The sequence below is a fragment of the Coleofasciculus chthonoplastes PCC 7420 genome (assembly GCF_000155555.1).
Lineage (GTDB): Bacteria > Cyanobacteriota > Cyanobacteriia > Cyanobacteriales > Coleofasciculaceae > Coleofasciculus > Coleofasciculus chthonoplastes_A.
Genome location: NZ_DS989842.1, coordinates 400,351 through 423,658, shown reverse-complemented (window position 1 = coordinate 423,658; position 23,308 = coordinate 400,351). Strand labels below are relative to the sequence as shown.

At 46.8% G+C, this 23,308-nt stretch carries 23 protein-coding genes; 16 read left to right on the top strand and 7 right to left on the bottom strand.

Annotation, left to right across the window (positions count from 1 at the left end):
- Positions 1 to 78: 78 nt before the first annotated feature.
- Positions 79 to 918, bottom strand: coding sequence for a prephenate/arogenate dehydrogenase (locus tag MC7420_RS03660; protein ID WP_006098346.1), 840 nt, complete (start codon positions 916 to 918; stop codon positions 79 to 81).
- Positions 919 to 1,204: 286 nt separating this feature from the next.
- Here MC7420_RS03660 and MC7420_RS03655 point away from each other — a divergent pair, with 286 nt between their 5' ends.
- Both MC7420_RS03655 and glmM read left to right on the top strand, forming a co-directional pair.
- Positions 1,205 to 2,641 (top strand): pentapeptide repeat-containing protein, encoded by a 1,437-nt coding sequence (locus MC7420_RS03655; protein ID WP_006098355.1) that lies wholly within the window; start codon positions 1,205 to 1,207, stop codon positions 2,639 to 2,641.
- 156 nt (positions 2,642 to 2,797) lie between these two features.
- Entirely contained in the window at positions 2,798 to 4,261 is a 1,464-nt protein-coding gene (gene glmM / locus MC7420_RS03650; protein WP_006098360.1) for a phosphoglucosamine mutase, read from the top strand.
- A 146-nt stretch (positions 4,262 to 4,407) separates the two neighbouring features.
- On the opposite strand, the gene MC7420_RS37760 is transcribed toward glmM, so the two are convergent.
- Positions 4,408 to 4,749 carry a hypothetical protein gene (locus MC7420_RS37760; protein WP_006098680.1) on the bottom strand — a complete coding sequence of 114 codons (342 nt, stop codon included), beginning with the start codon at positions 4,747 to 4,749 and terminating at the stop codon, positions 4,408 to 4,410.
- 32 nt (positions 4,750 to 4,781) lie between these two features.
- Between MC7420_RS37760 and hpsL the strand changes: the two genes are divergently transcribed.
- The 7 genes from hpsL (at position 4,782) to MC7420_RS03610 (ending at position 12,815) form a co-directional block, all read left to right on the top strand.
- Positions 4,782 to 6,476: a hormogonium polysaccharide biosynthesis protein HpsL gene (gene hpsL / locus MC7420_RS03640; protein WP_044204747.1), complete on the top strand. Its 1,695-nt coding sequence runs from the start codon at positions 4,782 to 4,784 to the stop codon at positions 6,474 to 6,476.
- A 147-nt stretch (positions 6,477 to 6,623) separates the two neighbouring features.
- Positions 6,624 to 7,616 (top strand): hormogonium polysaccharide biosynthesis glycosyltransferase HpsN, encoded by a 993-nt coding sequence (gene hpsN / locus MC7420_RS03635; RefSeq protein ID WP_044204976.1) that lies wholly within the window; start codon positions 6,624 to 6,626, stop codon positions 7,614 to 7,616.
- Positions 7,617 to 7,882: 266 nt separating this feature from the next.
- A complete protein-coding gene (gene hpsO, locus MC7420_RS03630) occupies positions 7,883 to 9,052 on the top strand; it encodes a hormogonium polysaccharide biosynthesis glycosyltransferase HpsO (protein ID WP_006098601.1) in 1,170 nt (389 codons plus the stop codon).
- Positions 9,053 to 9,241: 189 nt separating this feature from the next.
- A complete protein-coding gene (gene hpsP, locus MC7420_RS03625; protein WP_044204975.1) occupies positions 9,242 to 10,492 on the top strand; it encodes a hormogonium polysaccharide biosynthesis glycosyltransferase HpsP in 1,251 nt (416 codons plus the stop codon).
- 86 nt (positions 10,493 to 10,578) lie between these two features.
- Entirely contained in the window at positions 10,579 to 11,487 is a 909-nt protein-coding gene (locus MC7420_RS03620; RefSeq protein ID WP_044204744.1) for a hypothetical protein, read from the top strand.
- A gap of 277 nt (positions 11,488 to 11,764) precedes the next feature.
- Positions 11,765 to 11,986 (top strand): hypothetical protein, encoded by a 222-nt coding sequence (locus tag MC7420_RS03615; RefSeq protein ID WP_006098405.1) that lies wholly within the window; start codon positions 11,765 to 11,767, stop codon positions 11,984 to 11,986.
- A gap of 190 nt (positions 11,987 to 12,176) precedes the next feature.
- Positions 12,177 to 12,815: a ThiF family adenylyltransferase gene (locus tag MC7420_RS03610; protein WP_044204973.1), complete on the top strand. Its 639-nt coding sequence runs from the start codon at positions 12,177 to 12,179 to the stop codon at positions 12,813 to 12,815.
- A gap of 291 nt (positions 12,816 to 13,106) precedes the next feature.
- On the opposite strand, the gene MC7420_RS39105 is transcribed toward MC7420_RS03610, so the two are convergent.
- Entirely contained in the window at positions 13,107 to 13,358 is a 252-nt protein-coding gene (locus MC7420_RS39105) for a hypothetical protein (protein ID WP_071777185.1), read from the bottom strand.
- A 158-nt stretch (positions 13,359 to 13,516) separates the two neighbouring features.
- Positions 13,517 to 15,139, bottom strand: a complete 1,623-nt coding sequence (locus tag MC7420_RS03605; RefSeq protein WP_044204971.1) for a TM0106 family RecB-like putative nuclease — start codon at positions 15,137 to 15,139, stop codon at positions 13,517 to 13,519.
- Between the two features lie 469 nt (positions 15,140 to 15,608).
- Between MC7420_RS03605 and MC7420_RS03600 the strand changes: the two genes are divergently transcribed.
- Entirely contained in the window at positions 15,609 to 16,199 is a 591-nt protein-coding gene (locus MC7420_RS03600) for a hypothetical protein (protein ID WP_052307417.1), read from the top strand.
- A 478-nt stretch (positions 16,200 to 16,677) separates the two neighbouring features.
- Here the strand turns inward: MC7420_RS03600 and MC7420_RS03595 are convergent, their stop codons facing one another.
- The gene (locus MC7420_RS03595; RefSeq protein WP_006098380.1) at positions 16,678 to 17,385 is read right to left on the bottom strand and encodes a diacylglycerol/polyprenol kinase family protein; all 708 of its coding nucleotides are present in this window, start codon (positions 17,383 to 17,385) and stop codon (positions 16,678 to 16,680) included.
- Between the two features lie 49 nt (positions 17,386 to 17,434).
- On the opposite strand from MC7420_RS03595, the gene yidD reads away from it, so the two are divergent.
- The 6 genes from yidD (at position 17,435) to MC7420_RS03565 (ending at position 22,720) form a co-directional block, all read left to right on the top strand.
- On the top strand, positions 17,435 to 17,689 hold the full coding sequence (gene yidD / locus MC7420_RS03590; RefSeq protein WP_044204732.1) for a membrane protein insertion efficiency factor YidD: 255 nt from the start codon (positions 17,435 to 17,437) through the stop codon (positions 17,687 to 17,689).
- Positions 17,690 to 18,214: 525 nt separating this feature from the next.
- Positions 18,215 to 18,919 (top strand): M15 family metallopeptidase, encoded by a 705-nt coding sequence (locus MC7420_RS03585; RefSeq protein WP_006098385.1) that lies wholly within the window; start codon positions 18,215 to 18,217, stop codon positions 18,917 to 18,919.
- Positions 18,920 to 18,988: 69 nt separating this feature from the next.
- Positions 18,989 to 19,363, top strand: a complete 375-nt coding sequence (locus MC7420_RS03580) for a DUF3110 domain-containing protein (protein ID WP_006098513.1) — start codon at positions 18,989 to 18,991, stop codon at positions 19,361 to 19,363.
- A 110-nt stretch (positions 19,364 to 19,473) separates the two neighbouring features.
- Positions 19,474 to 20,397 (top strand): N-acetylmuramic acid 6-phosphate etherase, encoded by a 924-nt coding sequence (gene murQ, locus MC7420_RS03575; protein WP_006098392.1) that lies wholly within the window; start codon positions 19,474 to 19,476, stop codon positions 20,395 to 20,397.
- A gap of 82 nt (positions 20,398 to 20,479) precedes the next feature.
- Positions 20,480 to 22,015 (top strand): site-2 protease family protein, encoded by a 1,536-nt coding sequence (locus MC7420_RS03570; protein ID WP_006098521.1) that lies wholly within the window; start codon positions 20,480 to 20,482, stop codon positions 22,013 to 22,015.
- A 153-nt stretch (positions 22,016 to 22,168) separates the two neighbouring features.
- Complete coding sequence (locus MC7420_RS03565; RefSeq protein ID WP_006098758.1) at positions 22,169 to 22,720, top strand: Uma2 family endonuclease; 552 nt, start codon at positions 22,169 to 22,171, stop codon at positions 22,718 to 22,720.
- A gap of 11 nt (positions 22,721 to 22,731) precedes the next feature.
- Here the strand turns inward: MC7420_RS03565 and MC7420_RS03560 are convergent, their stop codons facing one another.
- Both MC7420_RS03560 and dhiT read right to left on the bottom strand, forming a co-directional pair.
- Positions 22,732 to 23,013, bottom strand: a complete 282-nt coding sequence (locus MC7420_RS03560; protein ID WP_006098509.1) for a DUF2442 domain-containing protein — start codon at positions 23,011 to 23,013, stop codon at positions 22,732 to 22,734.
- A 16-nt stretch (positions 23,014 to 23,029) separates the two neighbouring features.
- A complete protein-coding gene (gene dhiT, locus MC7420_RS03555; RefSeq protein ID WP_006098319.1) occupies positions 23,030 to 23,278 on the bottom strand; it encodes a type II toxin-antitoxin system toxin DhiT in 249 nt (82 codons plus the stop codon).
- Positions 23,279 to 23,308 lie beyond the last annotated feature (30 nt).

Genomic DNA, 23,308 nt, shown 5'->3' with positions numbered 1-23,308 from the left:
AAGTTGTGTTAGTTCCTAAACCCGCCCCTACAGATCTCCCCATTTTGATCCGGTTGTTGGGATACATAAGTTTAGGGATTAGGAGAAAAATTGCGATCGCGCGGCTTGAGTGTCTTGCAGGTGCTGTTCTAAGCCTTGCCAGTCGCTTTGCTCAACCCGTTCAATCAATTCATCGAGACGGTGACGATAAGATAGGAGCGATCGCAATAAAAAGTCCCGGTTATAACGCGCCATCATCACCCCTAACTCTGGATTTCCGCCGCCTACCCGACTGGTATCGCGAAACCCGGAACTGGCTAATTTCTGCACTAACTCTAGGACAATCGGATCAGTTTCATCGATACAGGCATTAATTAGACTCGCACTCACCATCACAGGTAGGTGAGAAATCAAAGCCACGGCGCGATCATGATCCTGAGGACTACAGAAATAAACCCGATCAGTGAGCGATCGCACCAAATGCTCAACCTGTTTCACCGCGTCGGTTGGCGTCGTATCCAGAGGTGTCAACACATAAGCACAATCAGTAAATAACCCCGATACCGCCGCCTCAATCCCATTCGATTCTCGACCCGCCATCGGATGTCCACCGACAAAATTATGCCACAGAGGTGTCACCGCTTCCACCACCGCCGTTTTCACCGAACCCACATCCGTGATAATCGCGTCAGGGGATAAGTGGGGAATTAACGCCTGAAGCGTTGGCGCGATCGCTGAAATTGGCGTACAAATAAAAATAATATCAGACGCTGCCAAAAGGTTCATTTTGACACTCGCGTCATCCACGACACCGAGTTCAATGGCTCTCTTGCAGGTATAGTCTTGGCGAGACACTCCCAAGACAGAATAACCTAATTTTCTCAAATCTAGTCCTAGGGAACCGCCAATGAGTCCAAGTCCAACAATCCCAATCTTCATGATCCCATGCCATCCACGCTAAGCTGATCAAATCTCATTTAAATGTTTTAGGCAAAGCTGGAGTGAGAGAGTCTTAGCCCCCTTCCCAACTATCATCATTGGATTAGGCTAGGCGCTACCCTTTACCAGTGAGAGAGGACAAGTAAGACAAGGGAGAATGACTTTAACCGATCCCACTCAACTCTACCTTGACACTCTACTGGGCAACTGGCTCCGATAACAACACCACTCGGTAGCGCTTTCCTTGAAAACGTATCCTCTGGCAGTTCAATTAAGGATAGCATTAATGAATGTGACGGCAATTCTCAAAAAATATGCGGCTGGCGTGAAAAACTTTTCCGGTGCAAACCTTGCCGAAGCCAACCTGAGTGGGATTAATCTCAGTGGTGCCGATTTAAGTGAAGCCAATTTAAGTGTAGCCAACCTCAGTGGTGCTTATTTAATTGGAACCAATTTGAGTCGGGCGCGACTCAATGTAGCCAGACTCAGTGGTGCAAATCTTACCAAAGCCAACTTAACCAAAGCCAATCTCAACGTTGCCAATTTGATTCGAGCCGACTTGGGGGGAGCGCAACTGACTCAGGCGGCGATGATTCGGGCGGAACTAATTCGTGCCAAGTTAAGTGGCGCTACCCTGACAGAAGCCAACCTCAGTGGGGCGGATCTGCGAGAAGCCGCCCTCAGAGACGCCAAACTGCAACGGGCTAATCTGAGCGAAGCCAACCTACGTGGAGCGTTTGTCACCGGGGCAAATCTAGAAGGTGCCAATTTAAACGCCGCCGATTTGAGCCGTAGTGATCTGAGTAATAGCAATTTTCGTCACGCTGAATTCAAGCAAGCCAATCTCAGTTGCGCCAATTTAGCGGGTGCGGATCTCAGTGGTGCGAACTTGCGCTGGACTGATTTGAGTGGTGCTAATCTCAGTTGGGCAAATCTGAGTGAGGCTAAATTAAGTGGTGCGAATTTAACCGGGGCGGATTTGACTCATGCCAATTTGCTCAACACCAGTTTAGTCCATGCTGATCTGACCCAAGCGCGATTAATTCATGCCGACTGGATTGGGGCAGATTTAACTGGGGCGACGCTCACGGGGGCAAAATTGCATGGCGTGTCTCGTGTCGGTTTGAAAACCCAAGGGATTGTCTGCGAGTGGGTTGATTTGAGTACAGAGGGCGATCGCAGCCGGGTTATTAACCTTTCAAGCGAAGACGTATCGCACAAGTTTTTTAACGAAACCCTGCCCACCGTCACCATTATCATTGATGCCCCTTTAGATATAGCCGCGAATTTAGCCTTAGTTGGTGTTTATCATCAACTAGCGCAGATTTTTCCCGTTCTCAATACAGCACCCAACGTGAATGTTGGCGTGCGGAAAACCTCTTTGACCTTTAGTGCCAGTAATTCTGAATTATTGATTATTGCTTACTTAGGCATTGTCCCATTCAACGATGCAACGATTACCCAGCAAAATATTATCACATTGCTCAAGAAGCTAGAAGATGGTGTTCGGGAAAAGTGGGGATTTACAACGTCCCAATCCATTCAAGAGTTCCAGCAAACTCTGAACCAAGGGATTGACCAGTCAAAAATGGCAGTGGATTTTAGGAAGTCGAGTCCTTTCTTCCAAGCTCCCACTCAAACCATCATCACCAACTCTCACAATCAAACCTGGACAGCTTATAATCATCCAGCCTTTGGCAAGCCGTTGATGAAGGGGGTGTAGGGTGTCGGGTGTCGGGTGTCGGGGAGCTGGGGGAGCAGAGGGAGCAGAGGGAGCTGGGGGAGCAAATGACAAATGACGAATGACGAATGACTTATAACAACCATAGAAGAAAGTGTTATCCTCCACAGTATTGTGTTGTGTGAGGAAATTCAAGTTATGGTTACGTCTCCTGTCCGCCGTCAGGACATCCATCGGTTTACCCCTAGACATCTACGCAAATCTGCAAATCATGGAACCCTAAAGGATTTATCCCTAACCTTGCCCAAGACTCCCTTGTTTGGTACAGATGGCATTCGGGGACGAGTAGGAGAACTGCTCACCGCTGAATTAGCCCGACAAATTGGGTTTTGGGCTGGTCAGGTCTTACATTCTGTCGCCTCAGCATTGGGTCCAGTGATTGTGGGACAGGACTCGCGAAACTCCAGCGATATATTGGCATCAGCACTAAGTCAAGGCTTAAACTTAGCCGGATTGGAGGTTTGGAATATCGGGTTATGTCCGACACCTGGAGTTGCTTATCTTACCCGTTTCTCAGAAGCCATGGGTGGAGTGATGATTTCTGCTAGTCATAATCCCCCAGAAGACAATGGGATTAAGTTTTTTAGCGCTCAAGGAACAAAACTGCCAGGGGAATTGCAGCAACAGATTGAGGCAGGTATCCGAGGTATAGTCGATACGGCTGTGATTGCTCATACTCAAGGTCAGCATTACCACCGACCGGAATTAGTGGGACGTTATTTGGAATCATTACGGCGTCCCCTGCACTCTGTAACCCATTTACAGGGGATGAAAATCGTCCTGGATTTGGCGTGGGGGGCTTCGGTGAGGTTAGCGGAACAAGTCTTTTCTGAGTTGGGAGCAACGGTTATTTGCTTACATAATCAACCTGATGGCGATCGCATTAATGTCAATTGTGGCTCAACTCATTTAGCCTGTCTCCAGAATGCGGTACGAGAACAGTCGGCTGATATGGGGTTTGCCTTTGATGGTGACGCGGATCGAGTGATGGCAGTTGATAGCCAAGGTCGAGTTATTGATGGTGATTATATTCTCTATTTCTGGGGACAAACGTTACGACAAACGGATCAACTCCCCGATGATTTAATTGTTGCCACGGTTATGGCTAACTTGGGCTTTGAACGGGCATGGAAAGCCAGTGGCGGTAAACTGGTACGAACGGCTGTGGGTGATCAATATGTGCAAGCGGCAATGGATCGCAGTGGAGCGATGCTTGGTGGTGAACAATCAGGGCATATTCTTTGCTACCATTACGGCTTGACGGGTGATGGTATGTTAACGGCGCTGCATTTAGCCTCATTAGTCCGTCAGTCGGGGGTTTCCTTGAAAACATTGGTGGATCAAAGCTTTCAGACTTATCCCCAACTATTGCAAAATGTGCGCGTCGAAAACCGCGATCGCCGTTTACATTGGCAAGACTGTCAACCCCTGATGGATGCGATTTCCCAAGCTCAAACCGTGATGGCAGATCAAGGGCGAGTTTTAGTCCGAGCATCAGGAACCGAACCCGTTATCCGGGTGATGGTAGAAGCCATTGAAGCACAAATGGTAACGCACTGGACAGCCAAACTGGTTTCTGTTGTGGAAAAACATTTAACTTGAATGGCACTGAAATAAGCATTTTGGGATCGCCGAAACCATTGATATACAGTAGGGTGGGTTTCGGCTTCGCTCAACCCGCTCGGCTTCGCTCAACCCGCTCGGCTTCGCTCAACCCGCTCGGCTTCGCTCAACCCGCTCGACTTCGCTCAACCCACCAGCATACCAGTCAGTACCATTCCATTTAAGTTCAAAGGCAGGAGGCAGAAGGCAATGATAACGGTTCTGGAAAGGATATGAGAACTTCCCCCATCTTCCCCAGCTCCCCCATCTTCCCCAGCTCCCCCAGCTTCCCCAGCTCCCCCATCTTCCCCAGCTCCCCCAGCTCCCCCAGCTTCCCCAGCTCCCCCAGCTCCCTCTGCTCCCCCATCTTCCCCAGCTCCCTCTGCTTCCCCAGCTCCCTCTGCTTCCCCAGCTCCCTCTGCTTCCCCAGCTCCCTCTGCTTCCCCAGCTTCCCTACCCCTGCACCCTGGCGTGTGGATGTGCCACAATCGAAAGAAACGGGCAGCCTGACAGCTTTGCCATGGTTAAATCGAAATCGAAATCAAAAGTCAAAAAATCGAAAACTTCAAAAAAAGGAAAAAAGCAGTCAAAGCAGTCTGAAGCCCCTCTCCTGAGTTTGAAGGAGCAGTTAGCCCAACAGCGTAAAGCGCAAAAGCAGCGCCAAGAACTGATTCAATGGCTGTTCATGACGCTATTGCCAGGGATATTACTCGGCGCGATCGCGAGTGTGGTTGCTGAACCAAAGATGGGTGTAATCGCCGGAGCAATCATACCTTGTTTTGCCCTTTCCTACAAATATCCCCGCAAGGCACTGTGGCTATTTCTCATTTACATGCCCTTTAGTGGCACGGTTGTATATACCCTCGGTGGTAGCGCCCTACTCCAATTAGCCAAAGATGGATTATATTTTCCTGCCCTAATTGGCTTATATCAACAGTGCCGACGCGAAAAGAAACCCTTTTTTGTGCCCCAAAGCCTGATGTCAACACTGAGTATTTGCTTGGTGTTTTCTCTGTTGACTTTATTTTTTGTCAACGGTTTACATTTGACGGGCAATGCGTCAGGACAACCCTTTCTTCAAGGAGTTTTGGGCTTGAAAATTTTCCTGGGATATGTTCCCCTGATTTTTTGCGCTCAACATTTGCTCAAAAGTAAAAAGGAGTTGCTATTTTGTAGCCGATTACATCTAGGTTTGGCAATTACTTGCTGCCTCCTAGGGCTTTGGCAGTACATGATGCTTAAGAGCGGCAGGTGTGCTGGTACGGATCATCTCTCAGGGGTTGAGTTATTTAAAGCCAGCTTAGAGGCTCGCTGTTATATTGGTGGGGCTTTACTGTACAGTCCATCACAGAATATGATTCGCTTGCCAGGAACCTTTGTGTCTCCTTGGCACTGGGGTTGGTTCCTGATTGCTAATAGTGCGTTAACCTTTGCCGCCGCATTTAGCGATTCGTCTTTTTTGTGGCGGATTGGAGGTTTGGCAGGTATGGCACTGGTTTTTGTTAATGCGGTAATCTGCGGTCAGCGAATTGCCTTGGCTTTAGTTCCAGCTATTACTATACTTTTGTTAATCCTCACAGGTCAGATAACGAATCTCAAACGATTTATTCCAATAGGCGTGGGACTGGGCTTGCTGATTGCGATTGGCTTAGCCATGAATCCAGAACTGGTTCAGGAACGAATTGACAGTTTTAAGAGTCGTGCTGAGGCTTCACCACCGCAAGCATTTATTCAAGAGCAATTTGAATGGGCGACTTATAACACCAAGGGATGGCTCGGTAATGGTTTAGGACGAGCCACGAATTCTACTCGCACCTTTGGGGATGTTTCACTGGTTGAAACCTATTATCCCAAACTTATCTTTGAAGTAGGTACGATCGGTACCCTAGCGTTTTTGGCGTTTGTGACACACTTAACCTTTACTACATTTAAAGCTAAACAATCAGTTCGTGACAAAAATTTACGTAGTTTTGGCTCTAGTTATTGGGTTTTTGTTTTGATTATCAGTTATAACACCTATTGGTATCCTTTGGATACAGACCCCGTAGCAGTCTATTACTGGTTCTTTGCGGGGGTAATCCTAGCCTTACCCAAGATAGACCGACAGGAACTGCGAAAACAGAAACTTGTCGAACAACAGGATGAATCGGACGTACAAAAGAACGGTAAAAAAAAGGTATCTAAACCACGAATTGCCACCCCAGCAACCTCTTAGTGTATGAGGGGAAGCTGGGGGAGCTGGGGGAGCTGGGGGAGCTGGGGGAGCTGGGGGAGCTGGGGGAGCAAGGGGAGCAGGGGAAGAGGATTAACAATGAACAATGAACAATCAACAATCAACAATTATCCTTTAAAAAAAACAGCCGTGAATGAGCCTTTAATTTCAGTCATTATTCCCACTTATGAACGCGAGGAACCCTTGCGAGATACGTTAGAAGATGTACTCAAGCAAGACTATCCTGCTGTTGAAATTTTAGTGGTGGATCAAACGCAAAACCACAAACCTGAAATCGAAGCCTATTTACAACAACTGGCGAATGACCAGAAAATTAAATGGTTTCGGGTGAACTGGGCGAGTCTACCGGGGGCGCGAAATTATGCTGTGCGACGGGCGACGGGGGACATTATTGTATTTATCGATGATGATGTGAAAATGCCTGCTGGGTATTTGCAAGCCCACGCCCGTAACTATGAACGTCAGGAGGTTGGCGCGGTTGCGGGGCGAGTGTTTGACCGAATGAAGCTAGCCGATTCTCAGAAAAAACATCAGGGAGACTACGAAATTGAGGAGTTACCTCTTCAAGCGATGGACCCCGGAATTGCCTGGTATCACATTGACCTAGTGCATACAATTAAACCGCAGTGGGTGATTTCCGCTAGAGGCTGTAATATGTCCTACCGTCGGGAGATTTTTACCAAGCATGGGATATGGTTTGACGAACGATTTCGCGGGAGTGCGGTACGGGAAGAGTCGGATTTTTGTCTGCGATTGCGACAAACGGGGTATCAGATTTGGTATGATCCCGATGCCTCTTTGGTGCATTTAGGCGAAGAGACGGGCGGTTGTCACGATATTAGTACGCGATCGCTAAAATACCAAGTCACGTTTTACCACAATCATTTCCTGATGGCGCTGAAAAACCTCACCCCCAGTCAGCAGGTGCGCTTATTTGCCAAGCTTTTTGATTGTCACGTTCTCGGAAATCCACCCTGTAACAAGAGTGGTTCCCCTATTAAAATTGTTACTCGTGCAGGGTTCTACACTATCGGATTTATCGACGCCCTGAAAACTCAAATCAAGTCGAGTTGGGATCAGGGACAAGTTTATACGGAGTTGGATGAAAAAGTTGATGGTTGATTGGGGAAGTTTTGACCCTTCGCGACATTCAATTGGCATGATTTGTAGGGGCGGGTTTAGGGACTCTCTTGTCGCGATTGATAGTAACCTTGGTACAAAACCCGCTGGTTTGTAGGGGCGGGTTTAGGGACTCTCTTGTAGCAATTGATAGTAACCTTAGTACAAAACCCGCCCTAACTCAGTGTTGAGATAACTCCCTATCTCCCCCATCTCCCTTATCTTTCCCATCTCCCTTATCTCCTCTATTCCCTATTCCCTCTAAAAAAATGAAAATTATAGTTGCCAGTCATACCTATATTGTTGATCTTAACTGCGAAAAGCTACGCGAACTCGCGAAGTTAGAACCTGATATTGAAGTCACCGTAGTTGTACCCCGTCGCTGGCGTCCAGGGGGGGTACAAAATAAAATTATTGAAACCCAACCACGTCAAGAAGGTTCATTTCGAGTCGTCCCTATCTCTAACTTTAGCCAAAATAACCAAGGATTACTCACCTTTGGCACGGATATACTTGCCTTATTGCGAGACTTTAAACCCCAGATTATTCAAGTTGAACAAGGTGCAAAAGCTTTAGGATATGCCCAACTCATTACCTTGAATCAACTTTTAGGAATCAATGCAAAAAATGTCTTCTTTACTTGGTGGAATTTACCCTATCAAGTGAAGTTTCCTTTATCAATATTGCATGATTATAACCTTCAGAATACTCACGGATTAGTTGCAGGAAATCAGGATGCGGTGGAAGTCCTCCAGCAGCATGGTTATCAAGGCGCTTATACCGTTATGCCTCAATTGGGGGTGGATGATAGTCGATTTCGTCCCCAAGCCCAGCCAGAGTTACAAAGTAAGTTAGGAGTTCAAGGGGATGAATTTGTGGTTGGGTTTGTGGGGCGGTTTGTTGAGGAGAAAGGGTTATTAACTCTAGGGGAAGCTTTGGCTGGTATCAAGGAATATCGCTGGAAATGGTTACTCCTAGGGCGGGGTTCTTTGCAAACCGTGTTAATGGAAAAGGCGGTGGAATGGGGAATTAAAGACCGGATGATTTGGGTGGAGAGTGTTCCTCATGATGAAGTGCCAAATTATATTAATTTGATGAATGTTTTGGTGTTACCGTCTGAGACGACGTACAAGTTTAAAACGTTAACGGCGGCGGGTTGGAAGGAACAGTTTGGTCATGTTTTGATTGAAGCGATGGCATCGAAAGTTCCTGTGATTGGGTCGGATTCGGGGGAAATTCCTAATGTGATTGATGACGCGGGTTTGGTGTTTCCGGAGGGGAATGTAGAAGGGTTACGTGGCAAGTTGGTATCGCTGATGGAACAGCCGGAGTTGGCGAAGCAGTTGGCTGAGTTGGGGTATGAACGGGCAATGAGGCAGTATACGAATAAGGCTTTGGCACGGCAGTTGTTGGATTTTTATCAGAGACTTATTGAATGATGAGATTATTTTTCCTGGGTGTCGGAATTATAGTTTTTCAACGCCGAGGGGCGCAGAGGTTTACGCAGAGGGCGCAGAGGGGGTGATAGGATTGGGATTTGATTTTTATAGGATTTGGAAAGAATTGGCGATGATATGATGTGGCTTTCTTTTTAAGGTAGTAAGTATGACAAATGACGAATGACAAAAATGCGAATTTTACAAATTGTCCCTTCAATTTCGCTGGTTTATGGGGGTCCGAGTCAAATGGTGCTGGGGCTTTCTAAAGCGCTAGCGAATCAGGGTGTAGATGTTACGATATTGACGACCGATAGTAATGGGGATTTTGGTCAACCACCACTGGATGTTCCTTTAGATAAACCTGTTTCCCAGGATGGTTATCAGGTACGATATTTCCGGTGTTCTCCGTTCCGTCGTTATAAGTTTTCCCTCGATTTATTACGTTGGTTGTGGCAACATGCAGGGGAGTTTGATCTGGCACATATTCACGCCCTGTTTTCGCCTGTGAGTACGGCTGCTGCAACAGTCGCCCGAAAACGAAATTTACCCTATATTTTGCGTCCCTTGGGTACGCTTGATCCGGCGGATTTACAGAAGAAGCGGCGATTAAAACAAGTTTATGTGGGATTGTGGGAAGGCGCTAATTTAGCGGGGGCGGCGGGGATTCATTTTACCAGTGAACAAGAGGCAAAAATTTCTCAACGGTTTGGTACAAATGCGCCGGATATTGTGATTCCTTTGGGGGTGACGCCTCCGGAGGATGTAGAGACGTTGCATGGCGAGTCTCTACGTCAGGGCGGGTTTTGCACAAACGATATCATCAATGGTGAAACAAAAGTCCCTAAACCCGCCCCTACAGATGTTCTAGAGAATGTCTCTACCCAATCCCCAATCCTATTATTTATGTCTCGAATTGATCCGAAGAAGGGATTGGATTTACTGATTCCGGCTTTAGAAACGCTTTTGGCTGAGGGGTTAGGGTTTCAGTTTATCTTAGCGGGCGCGAATCCCCAAGATCCAGAGTATGAACGTCAAATTCAACAACAGATTCAGGCGTCGCCGCTATCGTCTCAGACGACAATTACAGGATTTGTTGAGGGGGAAGTAAAAGCGGCGTTGCTACAAGGGGCGGATTTATTTGTTTTACCCTCTTATTATGAAAACTTTGGCATTGCTGTCGCCGAAGCGATGGTGGCGGCAACTCCTGTGGTAATTTCAGATCAGGTGCATATTTGCCCAGAGGTGAAGGCGGTGGAGGCGGGCTGGGTTTGTGGGTGTGATGTGGCGTCGTTGACTCAAACCTTACGGGAAGCACTAAGGGATGCTGGTGAACAAAAGCGGCGTGGAGTCAATGCCAGAGACTATGCACTAGAGCATTATAGTTGGGATGCGATCGCGCAGACTATGATTGAGGCATATCAAACTATAACTGACACCTGATAACTAATAACTGACACCTGATAACTGACACCTGATAACTGACACCTGATAACTGATAACTGATAACTGATAACTGATAACTGACAATGGCAGACATTGATAAGCTGCTTAACCAAATCGCCGCCCAAGAAACCCAACTTCAGGATACCGAGTTTCTTGCTCCCTGTGTTCAAGGGGGAAAGGTTCGCACGTCAGTGGCTAATCTAATTTATACGTTTACTCCTCAACCGAGGGACTTTGAAGGGTGGGGTATTTTTCGTCCTGTGGATGAGAAGACGGCTGAGGTAGTAGAAGAGGCGAGTTTACCTCAATTAGCGGAGTATCTGAAATTACTAAAACCTCTGCGTTTGCGCTTGGCTTATCCATTGCGTTCATTAACATGGTTAGCCTATCCCATCAATGAGTCGGATATGCAGCAACGTTTAGGTATCGTTAAACCTGTACCTGTACATCTAGTTAGCGAAGGCGCTGCATTTGAACCGATTATCGCCCGTTCTGATGGTACGGCATTTTGGTTTGATGAAATCGATAGACGCGCTGAACCTCAACCGACTGAACAGTTACGAGAACAGTTAGAACAAGTGACTCTACCGGATCAAGTGCGGTTTGCGGGAATGACACCGGAAATGGTAACGGTTTATGAACTCGTATTGCAACAAACACCTGCGTATCAAGAAAGAGAACACCATCGGCGTCAAGCGAGAGGAGCAGAGGGAGCTGGGGGAGCTGGGGAAGCTGGGGGAGCTGGGGGAGCTGAGCGAACCGATGAACAGCAGTTGCGGGATGCACTACAGATGGGAGGTGGGAGATTGCGGACATTTCGCGATCGCGGCGAGTTTTGGCAAGTGGAATGGACGACTCGTGATGGGGAACGTCATACCTCTGCGATCGCTAAGGGGGATTTAACGGTAATGAGTTCGGGGATCTGTCTTTCGGGTTGCGATCGCGACTTTGATTTACAATCCCTCGTTGGTGTAATCGAAGCCCGCAGCTAGATCATCAATCCAGTAATCAAAATCGATGTGATCATTCCGGAAAAACGGTAACATAATATACCAAATAATCCCTGTCTTGACGTTTTACTTTGAAATGTAAACAAGCGTCAAATTCTGACTGTTCTCTGTTCCCCGTTCCCCATCTCAACCGTCAACTTTAATTTTATCCCCCTACTGACCAACATTTCTTTACGAAGATTTCAAAAAACTCCCCCTGAATCTTGACTACAATCTAGTTATCGTCTACCACAATCTCTATTAAGCCCAGAGACATAAGATGCTGACAAAAAAAGCGCACCAGAGAAAAATCAGTAACTCGTTTGACTTTAGTCAACTCTTTGCTCAAAGCATGAAAAAGGGTCAAATCAGTCACTCTGACTGGTATGAATTGCTGATCACACCGATGGATAATGCCTTTACCTCAGATCATGAGGATGCGGTGACTCGATTAATCTATGGGGTGCGACATGGCTTTGTTAAAGTCATTGATAACGGTTAGTTGTTTTAAACTAGCCATTAGCTATGTCGCGATTGCGGTGATTGCCCAATTGTATTACTAAGTAGGTCGGTGGAAATAAACCGAACTAGGTTAAGTTCTGTGAATGTTCCTCAAACCCTTACATAAACGTAGCTTGCTTCTCGCGAAAGCGAGTTCTCCGCCGTTAACTTTAATTGTCCCCACCTACTTAATGTCTATTTTCTTTCACGAAAACCTCTATCGAACACCCGCCCTGATGACACGGTTGCAGGAGTTTCCGGTAACCGTATGCGGGGCTGGGGCGCTGGGGGCAAATCTGACCGAAAACCTGGCTCGTTCTGGGTTTGGCAGGTTACGGGTAATCGATCGCGATCGCATCGAAGAACGCAATCTTTCCACTCAACCCTATTACAAATCTGATATTGGTGCTTATAAAACTAAGATATTGACAAATACGCTCTATCGTGCATTAGGTGTCACTATCGATGGGCGTGCCAAAGAATTAACGGCGGACAACTGTTCTCAATTACTTCGGGATAGTCAGTTAGTCATTGATACCTTTGACAATAGTGTCGCCCGTCAAGCGGTGAAAGACTATTGTCAACAAGTGCAGATTCCCTGTTTGCATCTGGGATTAGCGAGTGACTATGCGGAAATCATTTGGAACGATAATTATCGCGTTCCCTCACCTGTCAATGATGATATTTGTGATTATCCCTTGGCGCGAAATTTAGTTATGCTGACGGTGGCGGTTGCTGGTGAGGTGATTATTACCTTTGTCGCTACTGAAAAGCAACAAAATTTCACGATTACGTTAGCCGATTTAGCCGTTAAACCTTTGAATCCGTAGGGGTTGCTTAGAAGACTGTACCTCATCAACCACCAAATCTGATGTAAGAGGAAAAAATACGACCAATAGTATTCCGAGAAACCGGGTTTTTCATGAGGATAACAACGAAATATTAAGTTTTCACCCAAAGAAACCCGGTTTCTTGACCGATGTCCTAGGGAAACTTCCGATCAAAATACCCCAGCGTTAAAGCTGGGGCATTCTATTTATTAAATTTTTTCTGTTATAGATTGGGGGAGTAGACTCCCTGGCTGAATGCATGATAGTCTGGAGTAGACCTAAACAAACAAATCATCGTCTTTTGGTCGGAGAAAGAGTAACCAATTCAGCGGCTGTTTTCCGGAAGGGATATAACCGTTCGATCCCCAGAAGCGACAGAACAATCAAAACCTGAATAGCCCATGGTGCCATAGCAAACCCAAAAATTAAGCAAAATATAGCACTACCTATAGCTAAAACCCGGGAAACTTCGTGAGAGGCGCGTAAAGACAGCCAAAGACTTGCGATGGCGCTGAGCAAAAGAATCAGGAAGATAGGAAGCATAGCGATCACCTCTTAAAAGTTCCTAGAGGGCTTCCATCCGATTCAACGACTGCGAAACCCTCAATGTTATCTACGCTAACATTGATTGATTAGAGAAAATTGTAATATTAATAACCAGTTCGGGTTTTTTCAGAAATCTTTGCATAACTTAGTATTCTTCAGGCAGAGGTGGGAGCATTTGCCTGCAAAAATCCGCATAACCAGTCCTTCAAGTGATAAGTAGCACGGCAATCATCTTCATTGTAGCGTTGAATAATCTCCAGTACCGTGCGATCGCCTGTTGTCAGCCACTGTTCATAGAGACAGACGCATTGAGAACCCGTTACCGCCGCATCGCGCCACTCAAAGCCTAACCACCGCGCTAAATGTTTGAGCGAATAGCTTTCCACGGGTAAGGTTACTGTACTCATAACCTGCTGATGAACATCGACAAAGCGCGACAGTAAGGGCTGTAGCTGAGTGAATGGGGTTTTGTAAAGTTTAGCTAAGCGCTTAACGGTTTCGACTTCATAATCAGAAAAATGAAAGATGGGAGCATCGGGGTAGAGCCACACCAACTCTAAAAATTGCTGCCAGATCAGGGCTTCATCGTCGGGATGTTCTGCCAAGAAGGGGTGAAATGTCTCGGTATTGGTGGAGCGATCAATCACCAAGATACCTAGTAAATAGTCCAGGTTTAAGTCGGGTTGAGCCTCGATATCAAAGAAGAGTTCGACAGAGGCTTGGGGTAATCGATCCGTATATCCCATCGAAGGCTGAAACTCTGAGTAAGAATTAATTCCAGCACCATTTGCATTGTTCTCCGATTCCGTCAACCTGTCGAATGGTGGAGTCTCCCTAGCTGGCTCAACTCTCTGACGCAGAATCACCCGATTGTACTGAATCGATTGAGCCTGTTGCACTAAATTGAATCCCACTTCGCTGCCAAACTCATAAGCCAAGGTGCTAATCTCAGCTTGGGCAAGGGATTCTACCGTCGTTATCCCTAACTCCTGTAAACTCTGGTAGCGCTTTGGCGTAACACCGGGTATCAACGAAATATGCTTTTGAGATTGCGCGATCGCATAACAGCTACTATGCCAATGGCAAAGCCCACATTTTTGACGTGAGATAAAGACTTCCGGCGCTTGAGGTTGTTGCAGAGTTTGGATACAGTCTGCCAACTCCGCCTGCATCAGGGGTAGCCATTTATCCAGAGTCACCGAGTAGGCATTTTGACGCCGTAAAATTAACCAAGCCTGACTGGGCAAACTCCCCTGTATTTCAGCCAAAAGATGGGCATGAAACGCCGCGATGATTTGATAATCTGCCTTAGCCCGCCTGCCGAATTTAATCGAGACTGGAACATACATCCAATCCCCGAAAATCGAGTGTCCCGGCTGTTTGAGCAATAAATCAGGAGAACCCAGCAGCGTGACTCCCTCAACCGTTTGCCTGAGCAAAAGTCCCTTAGCGATACAATCGACTCCTTGCTGCATCAACTCCCACGTCGCCTGCGCTCCCGCTTGCCAATCATCTCGCCCATAGTTAGGAGTTTGTATCGGTGTCAGGTTTGCTCCAGTCGGTAATAAGGATAGGAGTGGACTTTCTCCGGCAGAACCATAGCTTCCCTCGTATTCTGTGCTTTTGAGGATAGCTTGCCGATGCGCCGAACTATCTTGGCGCAGTTTCAGTAGAAAATCTTGGGGCGGATCTTTTTGACTCGGATCACCATAATAATCGAGAAACGCTCGACGCCGACAGCGTTTGTAATAGAGGAGCAATTCATCCGTCAGCAGCATAGCTTCATTGGGGATGGGGGATTGGGGATTGCTCATATTCGCGAAGCGCCAAGCACGCTCCGTCATTTTTCGTAGCACAGGGAACAAGGACTTTAAATTCATAATTCAAAACTCATAACTTAAAACTCGGTTAGGGCGGGTTTTGAATAAACGTTATCATTAATAGCTTGTGCGAAAGTTCATAAACCCGCCCCTACACAATTAAAACTCAACATGAATCGCGGGAATCCCCGTCCTCCACGCGCCATCATGGGGAAGGATAGCGGGGCGACGTAGGTACGGAGTCGCTAGTGCAGCGCGGCAGAAATACTTGAGCAGTTCATCTTAGGGTAAAATGGAACAAAGAAAACGGTACTGTATTAAATTTTGTAAACACCCCTCCAACCCTACGAACTTCGCTGACATCGGTGCTATTCGTTCTCAACCTTTTCCGACTGTCCTCAAAACTTAAAACTTTTTTCCACACAGGATGCAACTTTTCGCAGTTATTATTAATGGTCACTGGCAACCCGGAATCGGTGATCCTACGTTTATGGGCTGGTTTACAGTCGTGGCGTATTTTATCACAGCGTTATTGTGCCTGATCAGTGCCTTACCTCATCGGCTCGTCTTCCCTCTACAGCGAGTGAGTCAAATTCGTTGGCTATGGGGATTCTTCGCTATTCTTTTATTATTGCTGGGTATTAATAAGCAATTAGATCTACAGTCTTTGGTGACTGTAGTCGGCAAGGAATTAGCGCTATCTCAGGGTTGGTATCAGCAGCGTCGGATGGTTCAGACGCAATTTATTGCAGGAATTGTGATTGCGGCGTTACTTTTAGTTTCGGTAATCGGACGCGCCGTCTATGCTGAACGGCAAACCTATTGGTTAGCGCTTTTAGGTTTAATGTTCCTTTCTTGTTTTATTGTCATTCGCGCCTCATCCTTTCATCATATTGATGCCTTGATCGGTTGGCAAGTGGTCGGATTGAGGATGAACTGGATATTAGAAATAGGGGGTATCGCTTGTATCGCTATTGCCGCAATCAGGACTATTTTCAAGCGAATGTCACTGACTTAAACCCGCCCCTACATAGGGCTTGCTTCAGGGAGTCTGGTGGTGCTGACAGGTGTAGGTTTTTTACCTTAGGGTGGGGACAAGACTTGGAGGACAAGGAAGGAAAGTAGACAAGGGGGAAAAACCGTACAGAATTCGGTTCGGTCAAACTAACTTCTAAAAGCCGAAACGCCCTATTTTTCGTTCTCACTCTTCCTTGTCTACTGGTCTACCTGTCTTCCTTGTCTTACCTGAACCGCAATCTTAAAAAACCTACCCTTGTGAGGTCTGGTGGTGGGGGTAGGAAGCTGGGGAAGCAGGGGAAGCAGGGGGAGATGGGAGAGATGGGAGAGATGAGGAAGATGCTGCTTTTAGGCTTGCATTGCAAGGTTTTTGACCGTCTAGTCACCAAAACCTTGGACTTGTTGGGTCAAAAAATGGCTGGAAACCCTTGTGTGGTATATCATCTACACTCATGCAGCAAGCCCTACATAATCAAAACTCAGACTAAGGGAAACAGTTGATGAAGGTAAAACGCTAAAGCAGCACTAGCTACAGGTACGGTAAGATTATCCATGCCCCACTTCGAGAACATTTCTAAACCTGTAGCCCCTAACGCCACAGCGATAGGGAGTAACCACGTTTGCCAAACATTACCCTGAACCCCAAGTAGAATTGAACAACTGACCCCATAGCTGATCAGAGTCATTGTCAAAGAACCTTCCCAGCTTTTTGTCATCCCCCAGATTTGGTACTTATGCTGCCCAAATCGCTGACCCATTAATCCCGCTAGTCCATCTCCCCAGGTCATGACTAAAATGCCAATAGCAGCATAGTGGAATTGATGGGGCGACCAAAACCAGGCGATGAGGATGCCCATACTCACTGCATAGAAAAACGTACCAAAACTTCTACGTCCCACACTGTTGATACCGGGCAAAAATGGCACATAATACGACGAAAGTGCGATCGCGCTAGCGATGATCGATGCGGCTATACCAACCCAGGCGGGAATTTGTAACCACCAAGCCACTAAAATCACATTGCCCGTCCCGATGTGAACTACTTTGCGGGCTAATTCTGAATTCGTAGAAGTCCGGCGATGGAGTGTCTCAGCGGATAGCACAATCACACCTAGCCCCAGTGCCACAATACTAATGTGGAGCCATAACGCCGGAATTGATTCTAAGAAAGGTATTGAGTCAAACAAGAGTTAAACACAGAATAACAGAGGAGTGCCTATAACACTCTATTACATGATGAAAATTTTATTAATTTGGCTGATTCGAGCCTACAAAACCTTAATTTCCCCGATCTTTCCGCCAACCTGTCGATTTCATCCAACCTGTTCAACCTATGCCCTACAAGCCATTGAACGCTTTGGTCCCTGGCGTGGAAGTATCCTCGCACTACGGCGCATCTTACGTTGTCATCCATTTCATCCAGGCGGTTATGATCCGATTCCGGACGCAACTCCCAAGGATGAGAGGGGATCTGGGGGAGCCGATCTGTAGGGGCGGGTTTTACAGATAACGTTTTGGCACACACTGATAACTATCCGCTAAATCGCGTATTAAGATTCATTACTATTGCTGAGGAAATTACGTAAGTAGAAATACACAATAGTAGTTAAGCACATACGACTTATCAAGGACTTACGCCATCGAGTTATCTAAGCAGTATCTCCGTGTCTAAACGTAAGTCCTTTTTCTTTATAGGTCTTACCCTGACAGTCTGTTTCCTTTAATTAATTTAACATTTATTTACGAAAGTACATAATTTTCTCCGTGATCCTACGGTGATACAAATGAACTGGCTAGCAAAGTTCCGGAAATATACGGATTATTTCGCTCTTTGAGTTGGATATGTTCTAAGAGGAAACACTGTATTCTTTAGCCCCTGAGCGCTTGTTCTGACGGTCAGGGGATTTCTTGTATAGCGCTACGCGCTAGGCAAGTCCTAACCTTAATGCGTAGTGCTATACCTGTCTTGAGTCATTAGTCTAAAAAACAAAGGACTAATGATCACGGACAAGAACAATGAAACCCTATTACCAGATTCCGATTCGAGACTGTGGAGAACCCCTAGTTCCCATACCCTTGGAACGGTTCGCGGTGGAATCCCTTCATCCTTATGAAAAACTGGGCGCTCCTTACGGGAAGACATCGCCCTACCATTTGCGCCAGACGGTGTTAGAGGCATTAATCACAGCTCAACATTACCTGCAACAGCGATGTCCGGGTTGGCGTATCCTGATTTTTGATGCCTATCGTCCTGTCGCGGTTCAGGAATTTATGGTCAACCATACATTCGCTGAAGTGGTGCGATCGCAAAACATCAACCCAGCGACTCTATCGGAATCAGAACGCCAGAAAATATGGCAGCAAGTGTATAAAATTTGGGCATTACCGAGTCCTGATCCCTTAACCCCACCACCTCATAGTACGGGTGCAGCCGTGGATATTACGCTTGTCAATGAGAAGGATGAGACGATTGACATGGGTTCGGAGATTGACGAACTCTCACCCCGTTCTGATCCAGATTACTACGCCCAAGAATTGCACCTCCCCTATCATGCCCATCGGCAATTGTTACGGGATATCATGCAAAAGGCAGGATTTCAGCGTCATCCAGGGGAATGGTGGCACTTCTGCTGCGGCGATCAGATGTGGGCGTGGTTGTGCCATCAACAGCACCCCAGCCAGAGGTTTATCGCTCGTTATGGTCGAGTAGCTGGTGATTAAGGGAATTAAACCGATATTCTGGGTAAAGACGATTTTTTTGTCTGTCGATCACTCCCATCTGAATAGGTTATGGTTGCACCGAAACAAGTCTATGTTCTCTTATTCAATACTCGTAGCGAAAACGAGGGGATTCACACCCTGCAAATCGGCGATCGCAATGTGGTGTTGATGTTTGAGTCAGAGGATGACGCCATTCGTTTTGGCGGGATGCTGGAAGCCCAGGATTTCCCCAATCCCTCGGTGGAAGCGCTGGAGGTTGAGGAAATTGAAGAATTCTGCCAAAGTGCCGGCTATGAGTGCCAACTCGTTGAAACCGGGATGTTGGCATTACCGCCGGAAACAAATGTGGAAAAAACAGACTGGCAACCTGATGGGACGCCAACTCAAGAACCAGAGATGTCTGATCTGGATCGAATTCGCCGTCAGCTAGAGGGATTGTTGTAAGGTGAGAAAATTTCAAGTTAACGGTGGCGATCGTCTTATGTCATTCGTAAGGGTTTGAGGAATATTTACAGAACTTAATGTAGTTCAGAAATACACTTACAATAAATCAGATGAAAAAGTTGGAGGAACGAGGTTATCTGCTAACGGAACAGGTAAACCCTCAAAGTCAAAATCTCGACCAGCTCACCTCGCTAGAGTTAGTGGATTTGTTTAATCGCGAGGATGAGGAAACGATTCGGGCGATCGCCGCCGTTAGAACTCAACTAGCACAAGCCATTGAGCGCACGGCAAAAGCCCTGAAACAAGGAGGGCGTCTCTTTTATGTCGGTGCAGGGACTAGCGGACGCTTAGGGGTACTGGATGCGGCTGAATGTCCTCCCACCTTTTGTACACATCCCGAACTTGTACAAGGCGTTATCGCTGGCGGTGCCGGGGCGTTAATCCGAAGTTCAGAAAACTTGGAAGATCGGGAAGAAGATGGCATCGAAGCGATCGCGCACCGTCAGGTGACGGAATTGGATGTGGTGGTGGGCATTACCGCAGGTGGGACAACACCCTATGTACGCGGGGCGTTGCAAGCGGCACGACAACGCGGCGCTACGACAATTTTGCTTGCCTGTGTCCCTGCTGAACAAGTCAGTTATGAGGTAGATTTAGATATTCGCTTACTTGTTGGTCCAGAAATTCTCGCGGGTTCAACACGCTTAAAAGCCGGAACTGTGACCAAAATGGCATTAAATATCCTGTCTACGGGTGTGATGGTGCAACTCGGCAAAGTTTACGGTAATCGCATGGTTGATGTCGCCGTCACCAATAAAAAACTCCATGACCGTGCTTTAAGAATTCTACAAGACCTGACTGACCTGAGTCGAGACGAAGCCGGATTTTTACTCGAACGCAGCGGACGCCGGGTGAAACTGGCACTGCTGATGCACTGGACAGGAGAAGATGCCCCAGTCTGCGATCGCCTGTTGAGTCAACAGCAAGGAAATCTCAGACAAGCCTTACTCAGTTACCAGAACAGTGGTGAGTGATTCATCAACAGCGACTTTCCGCAGCTTCCCTACTCAGCTACAGTAGAACTATTGGCTTTTGCTGCTACAAGTTTCATTAAACATGTTCAACGGATCAGAGACGACTGCAACAGTTTTACTTCTCCTTGTCGCCCTTGGTGTCATCGGTTGGGGATATAGGCGTGCCAGAACTTACGGCAGGCTCGGCATCCTCGCCTGGTTGCAGTCCCTCGTGTTGACGGTTCCCTGGCTGATATTTTTTGTCCTATTGGCTGCCGGAATTTATCTGAATATTGTTGGTATCTTGTTTTTATTGGTGGTTTCAACCGGGATCTATATTTTCCTCGGTAAACGGTTGCGGGAAGAAGGTCAAGATGCCGTCTTGCAGAAGCGTGCCAACCAGTTACTCCATGAGAAATCTGATCCCAACGACAGTCAAGATGTGTCACGGCAAGAAGACACCTCAGCAACCGCCCCATCACCAGAGAGTAGTAGTCCCGCCGGGACTGAAGTGATACCCATTTCGCCAGAAGATCTGAAGACTATCCAGGGAATTTTTGGTATTGATACATTCTTTGCCACAGAAACCATTCCCTACCAGGAAGGGGTGATATTTAAGGGGAATCTGCGTGGCGGTGAGCCTGAGGCGGTGCATTCCCGTTTATCTGCCAGTTTAGAACAACGGTTGGATGATCGCTACCGACTCTTTTTAGTTGAAGATCCCGAAGGAAAACCCGTGGTGATTGTTCTACCCAGTAGCAATGATCCCCAACCGCTAACGATTCCTCAGAAAATTTTGGCAGGGGTGTTGCTGGTGGCTACCATTGTTACTAGCTTAGAAGCGGCTGGATTTTTGCTCAATTTTGATTTGTTTACCGCACCTGAACGGGTGAAGGAAACCTTGCCCTTAGGTTTGGGGATTTGCACGGTTTTGGCAGTTCACGAACTCGGTCATTTGTGGGCAGCACGGCGTCATCAGGTTCGCTTGAGTTTCCCATTTTTTATTCCCAGTTTACAAATCGGTTCCTTTGGGGCAATCACCCGTTTTGAATCATTGGTTCCTAACCGTAAAGCTTTATTTGACATTGCCTTAGCTGGACCGGCGGCGGGTGGGATTGCGTCTGTTTTCCTACTGCTGTTGGGCTTGGTTTTGTCTCATCAAGGCAGTACCTTTCAGGTTCCGGCTCAATTTTTCCAAGGTTCGGTTTTGGTTGGTGGGTTAGCCCGGATTATTTTGGGGAATTCTCTGCAAGCACCCCTTGTTGACGTTCACCCCTTAACTATTATGGGTTGGTTGGGGTTAGTGATTAGCGCGTTGAATTTAATGCCAGCGGGACAGTTAGATGGGGGGCGGGTTGTTCAGGCTATCTATGGACGCAAAACAGCTCGCCGCACGACGATTGCGACATTGGTCATCTTGGGAATTGTGGCATTAGCGAATCCCTCTAATCCATTGATTTTGTATTGGGCAATTATCATTTTGTTTTTGCAGCGTTCTTTGGAGCGTCCGAGTCTCAATGAAATTACCGAACCGGATGATACGAGAGCAATTTTAGGCTTAGTGGCGCTATTTTTAATGGTGGCAACATTGATTCCCTTCACGCCAGCGTTAGCGGTGCGTTTGGGTATTGGTAGTTAAGAGGTGCGGGGATTGTAGAGACGCGCTTTTGAAGCGTCTGAGAAGCCAATCTGTAGGGGCGGGTTTTACCCGTAACGTTTCGGCACAAACCCCTAACTTAACTCGCGCCCGCCCCGACCAAGTTTTGAGGTTTCCTGTGACGGAGGGTGTTTTATGAGTTCAGTCATCACTACCCCACTAACTGAGTTTCTGTCTCAACCCAATATCGAGTCTTCTCCGGCTTGGGAGTTTCTAAATGGGTGTGCTATCCAAAAGCCAATGCCGACTCTGTTTCACTCGCGTCTACAACGCAATCTGGTTAATTACATCAACCGTTATACTGACGAGTTTGAAGCGGTTCAAGAGTTACGCTGTTTAGTTCCTCCCTACTCACCCGTGCCGGATATTTCCATTATTGCGATCGCGCGTCTTCCTGATCAGGATGGACCGTTCGATGGCACACCAGACTGGCTGATTGAAATTCGCTCCCCTGACCAAAGTACCCTAGACTTACAGAAGAAGATTCTCCATTGTCTGAGCAACGGCACACAATTAGCTTGGTTAATTGACCCCACCCGTCAACAGATATGGGTTTGGCAGGGGGATGATCTGCCGCTGGTATGCTCAGGATTGGATAGGTTGCCGACTTTGGGTAATTTGCCTGAACTTACTGTCAATTCGGTAATGGCAATGACCCAGCGACAGTCAGGAATTGAAGCCGTTTAACCCGGCGGCGGCTAATTACTGGTTAATTTTAATTGGAGTTCGCCTTCTACTACCGTCATGCCATTTTTCCAAAGCTCATACTCACTCAGATCGATATCTTCATTCCACACAATCCCGTAGCCCCCTTGCTCAACCTTAAAGTTCTTGAAAAATGCAGGTTTACGAAGTGGAGCAAACTGAGGATTTCCGAAAAGATGAATAATATCATATTTCTTAACTTCTTGATTCGTAAATTCAATCACCAAGGTGTGATCGTTAATGGCTTTTGCTTGGCAAATTTTTGGGTATTTCATACTAGCTATTTTTAGTCTACTTTAAAGGAGGTAGTTTACGAAACTCTTGAGTATTCCACATCTGTAAAAGATCTTGCTGGTATAAATTTGCCCACTCTAGAACTAATTTCTGAGCGCGACTTGGTAAATCTCCTTCAATAATTTCCAATGATTCAATGCTCACTAAGGCATTGTACTCACCATAGATTGCATGAAAATGAGGCGGAGGGTGATCCCCAAAAAACACCTTAATCACAATTCCGTAGAACCGGGCAATCTCTGGCATAATTTATTCAATCACGATTATTGACTTACC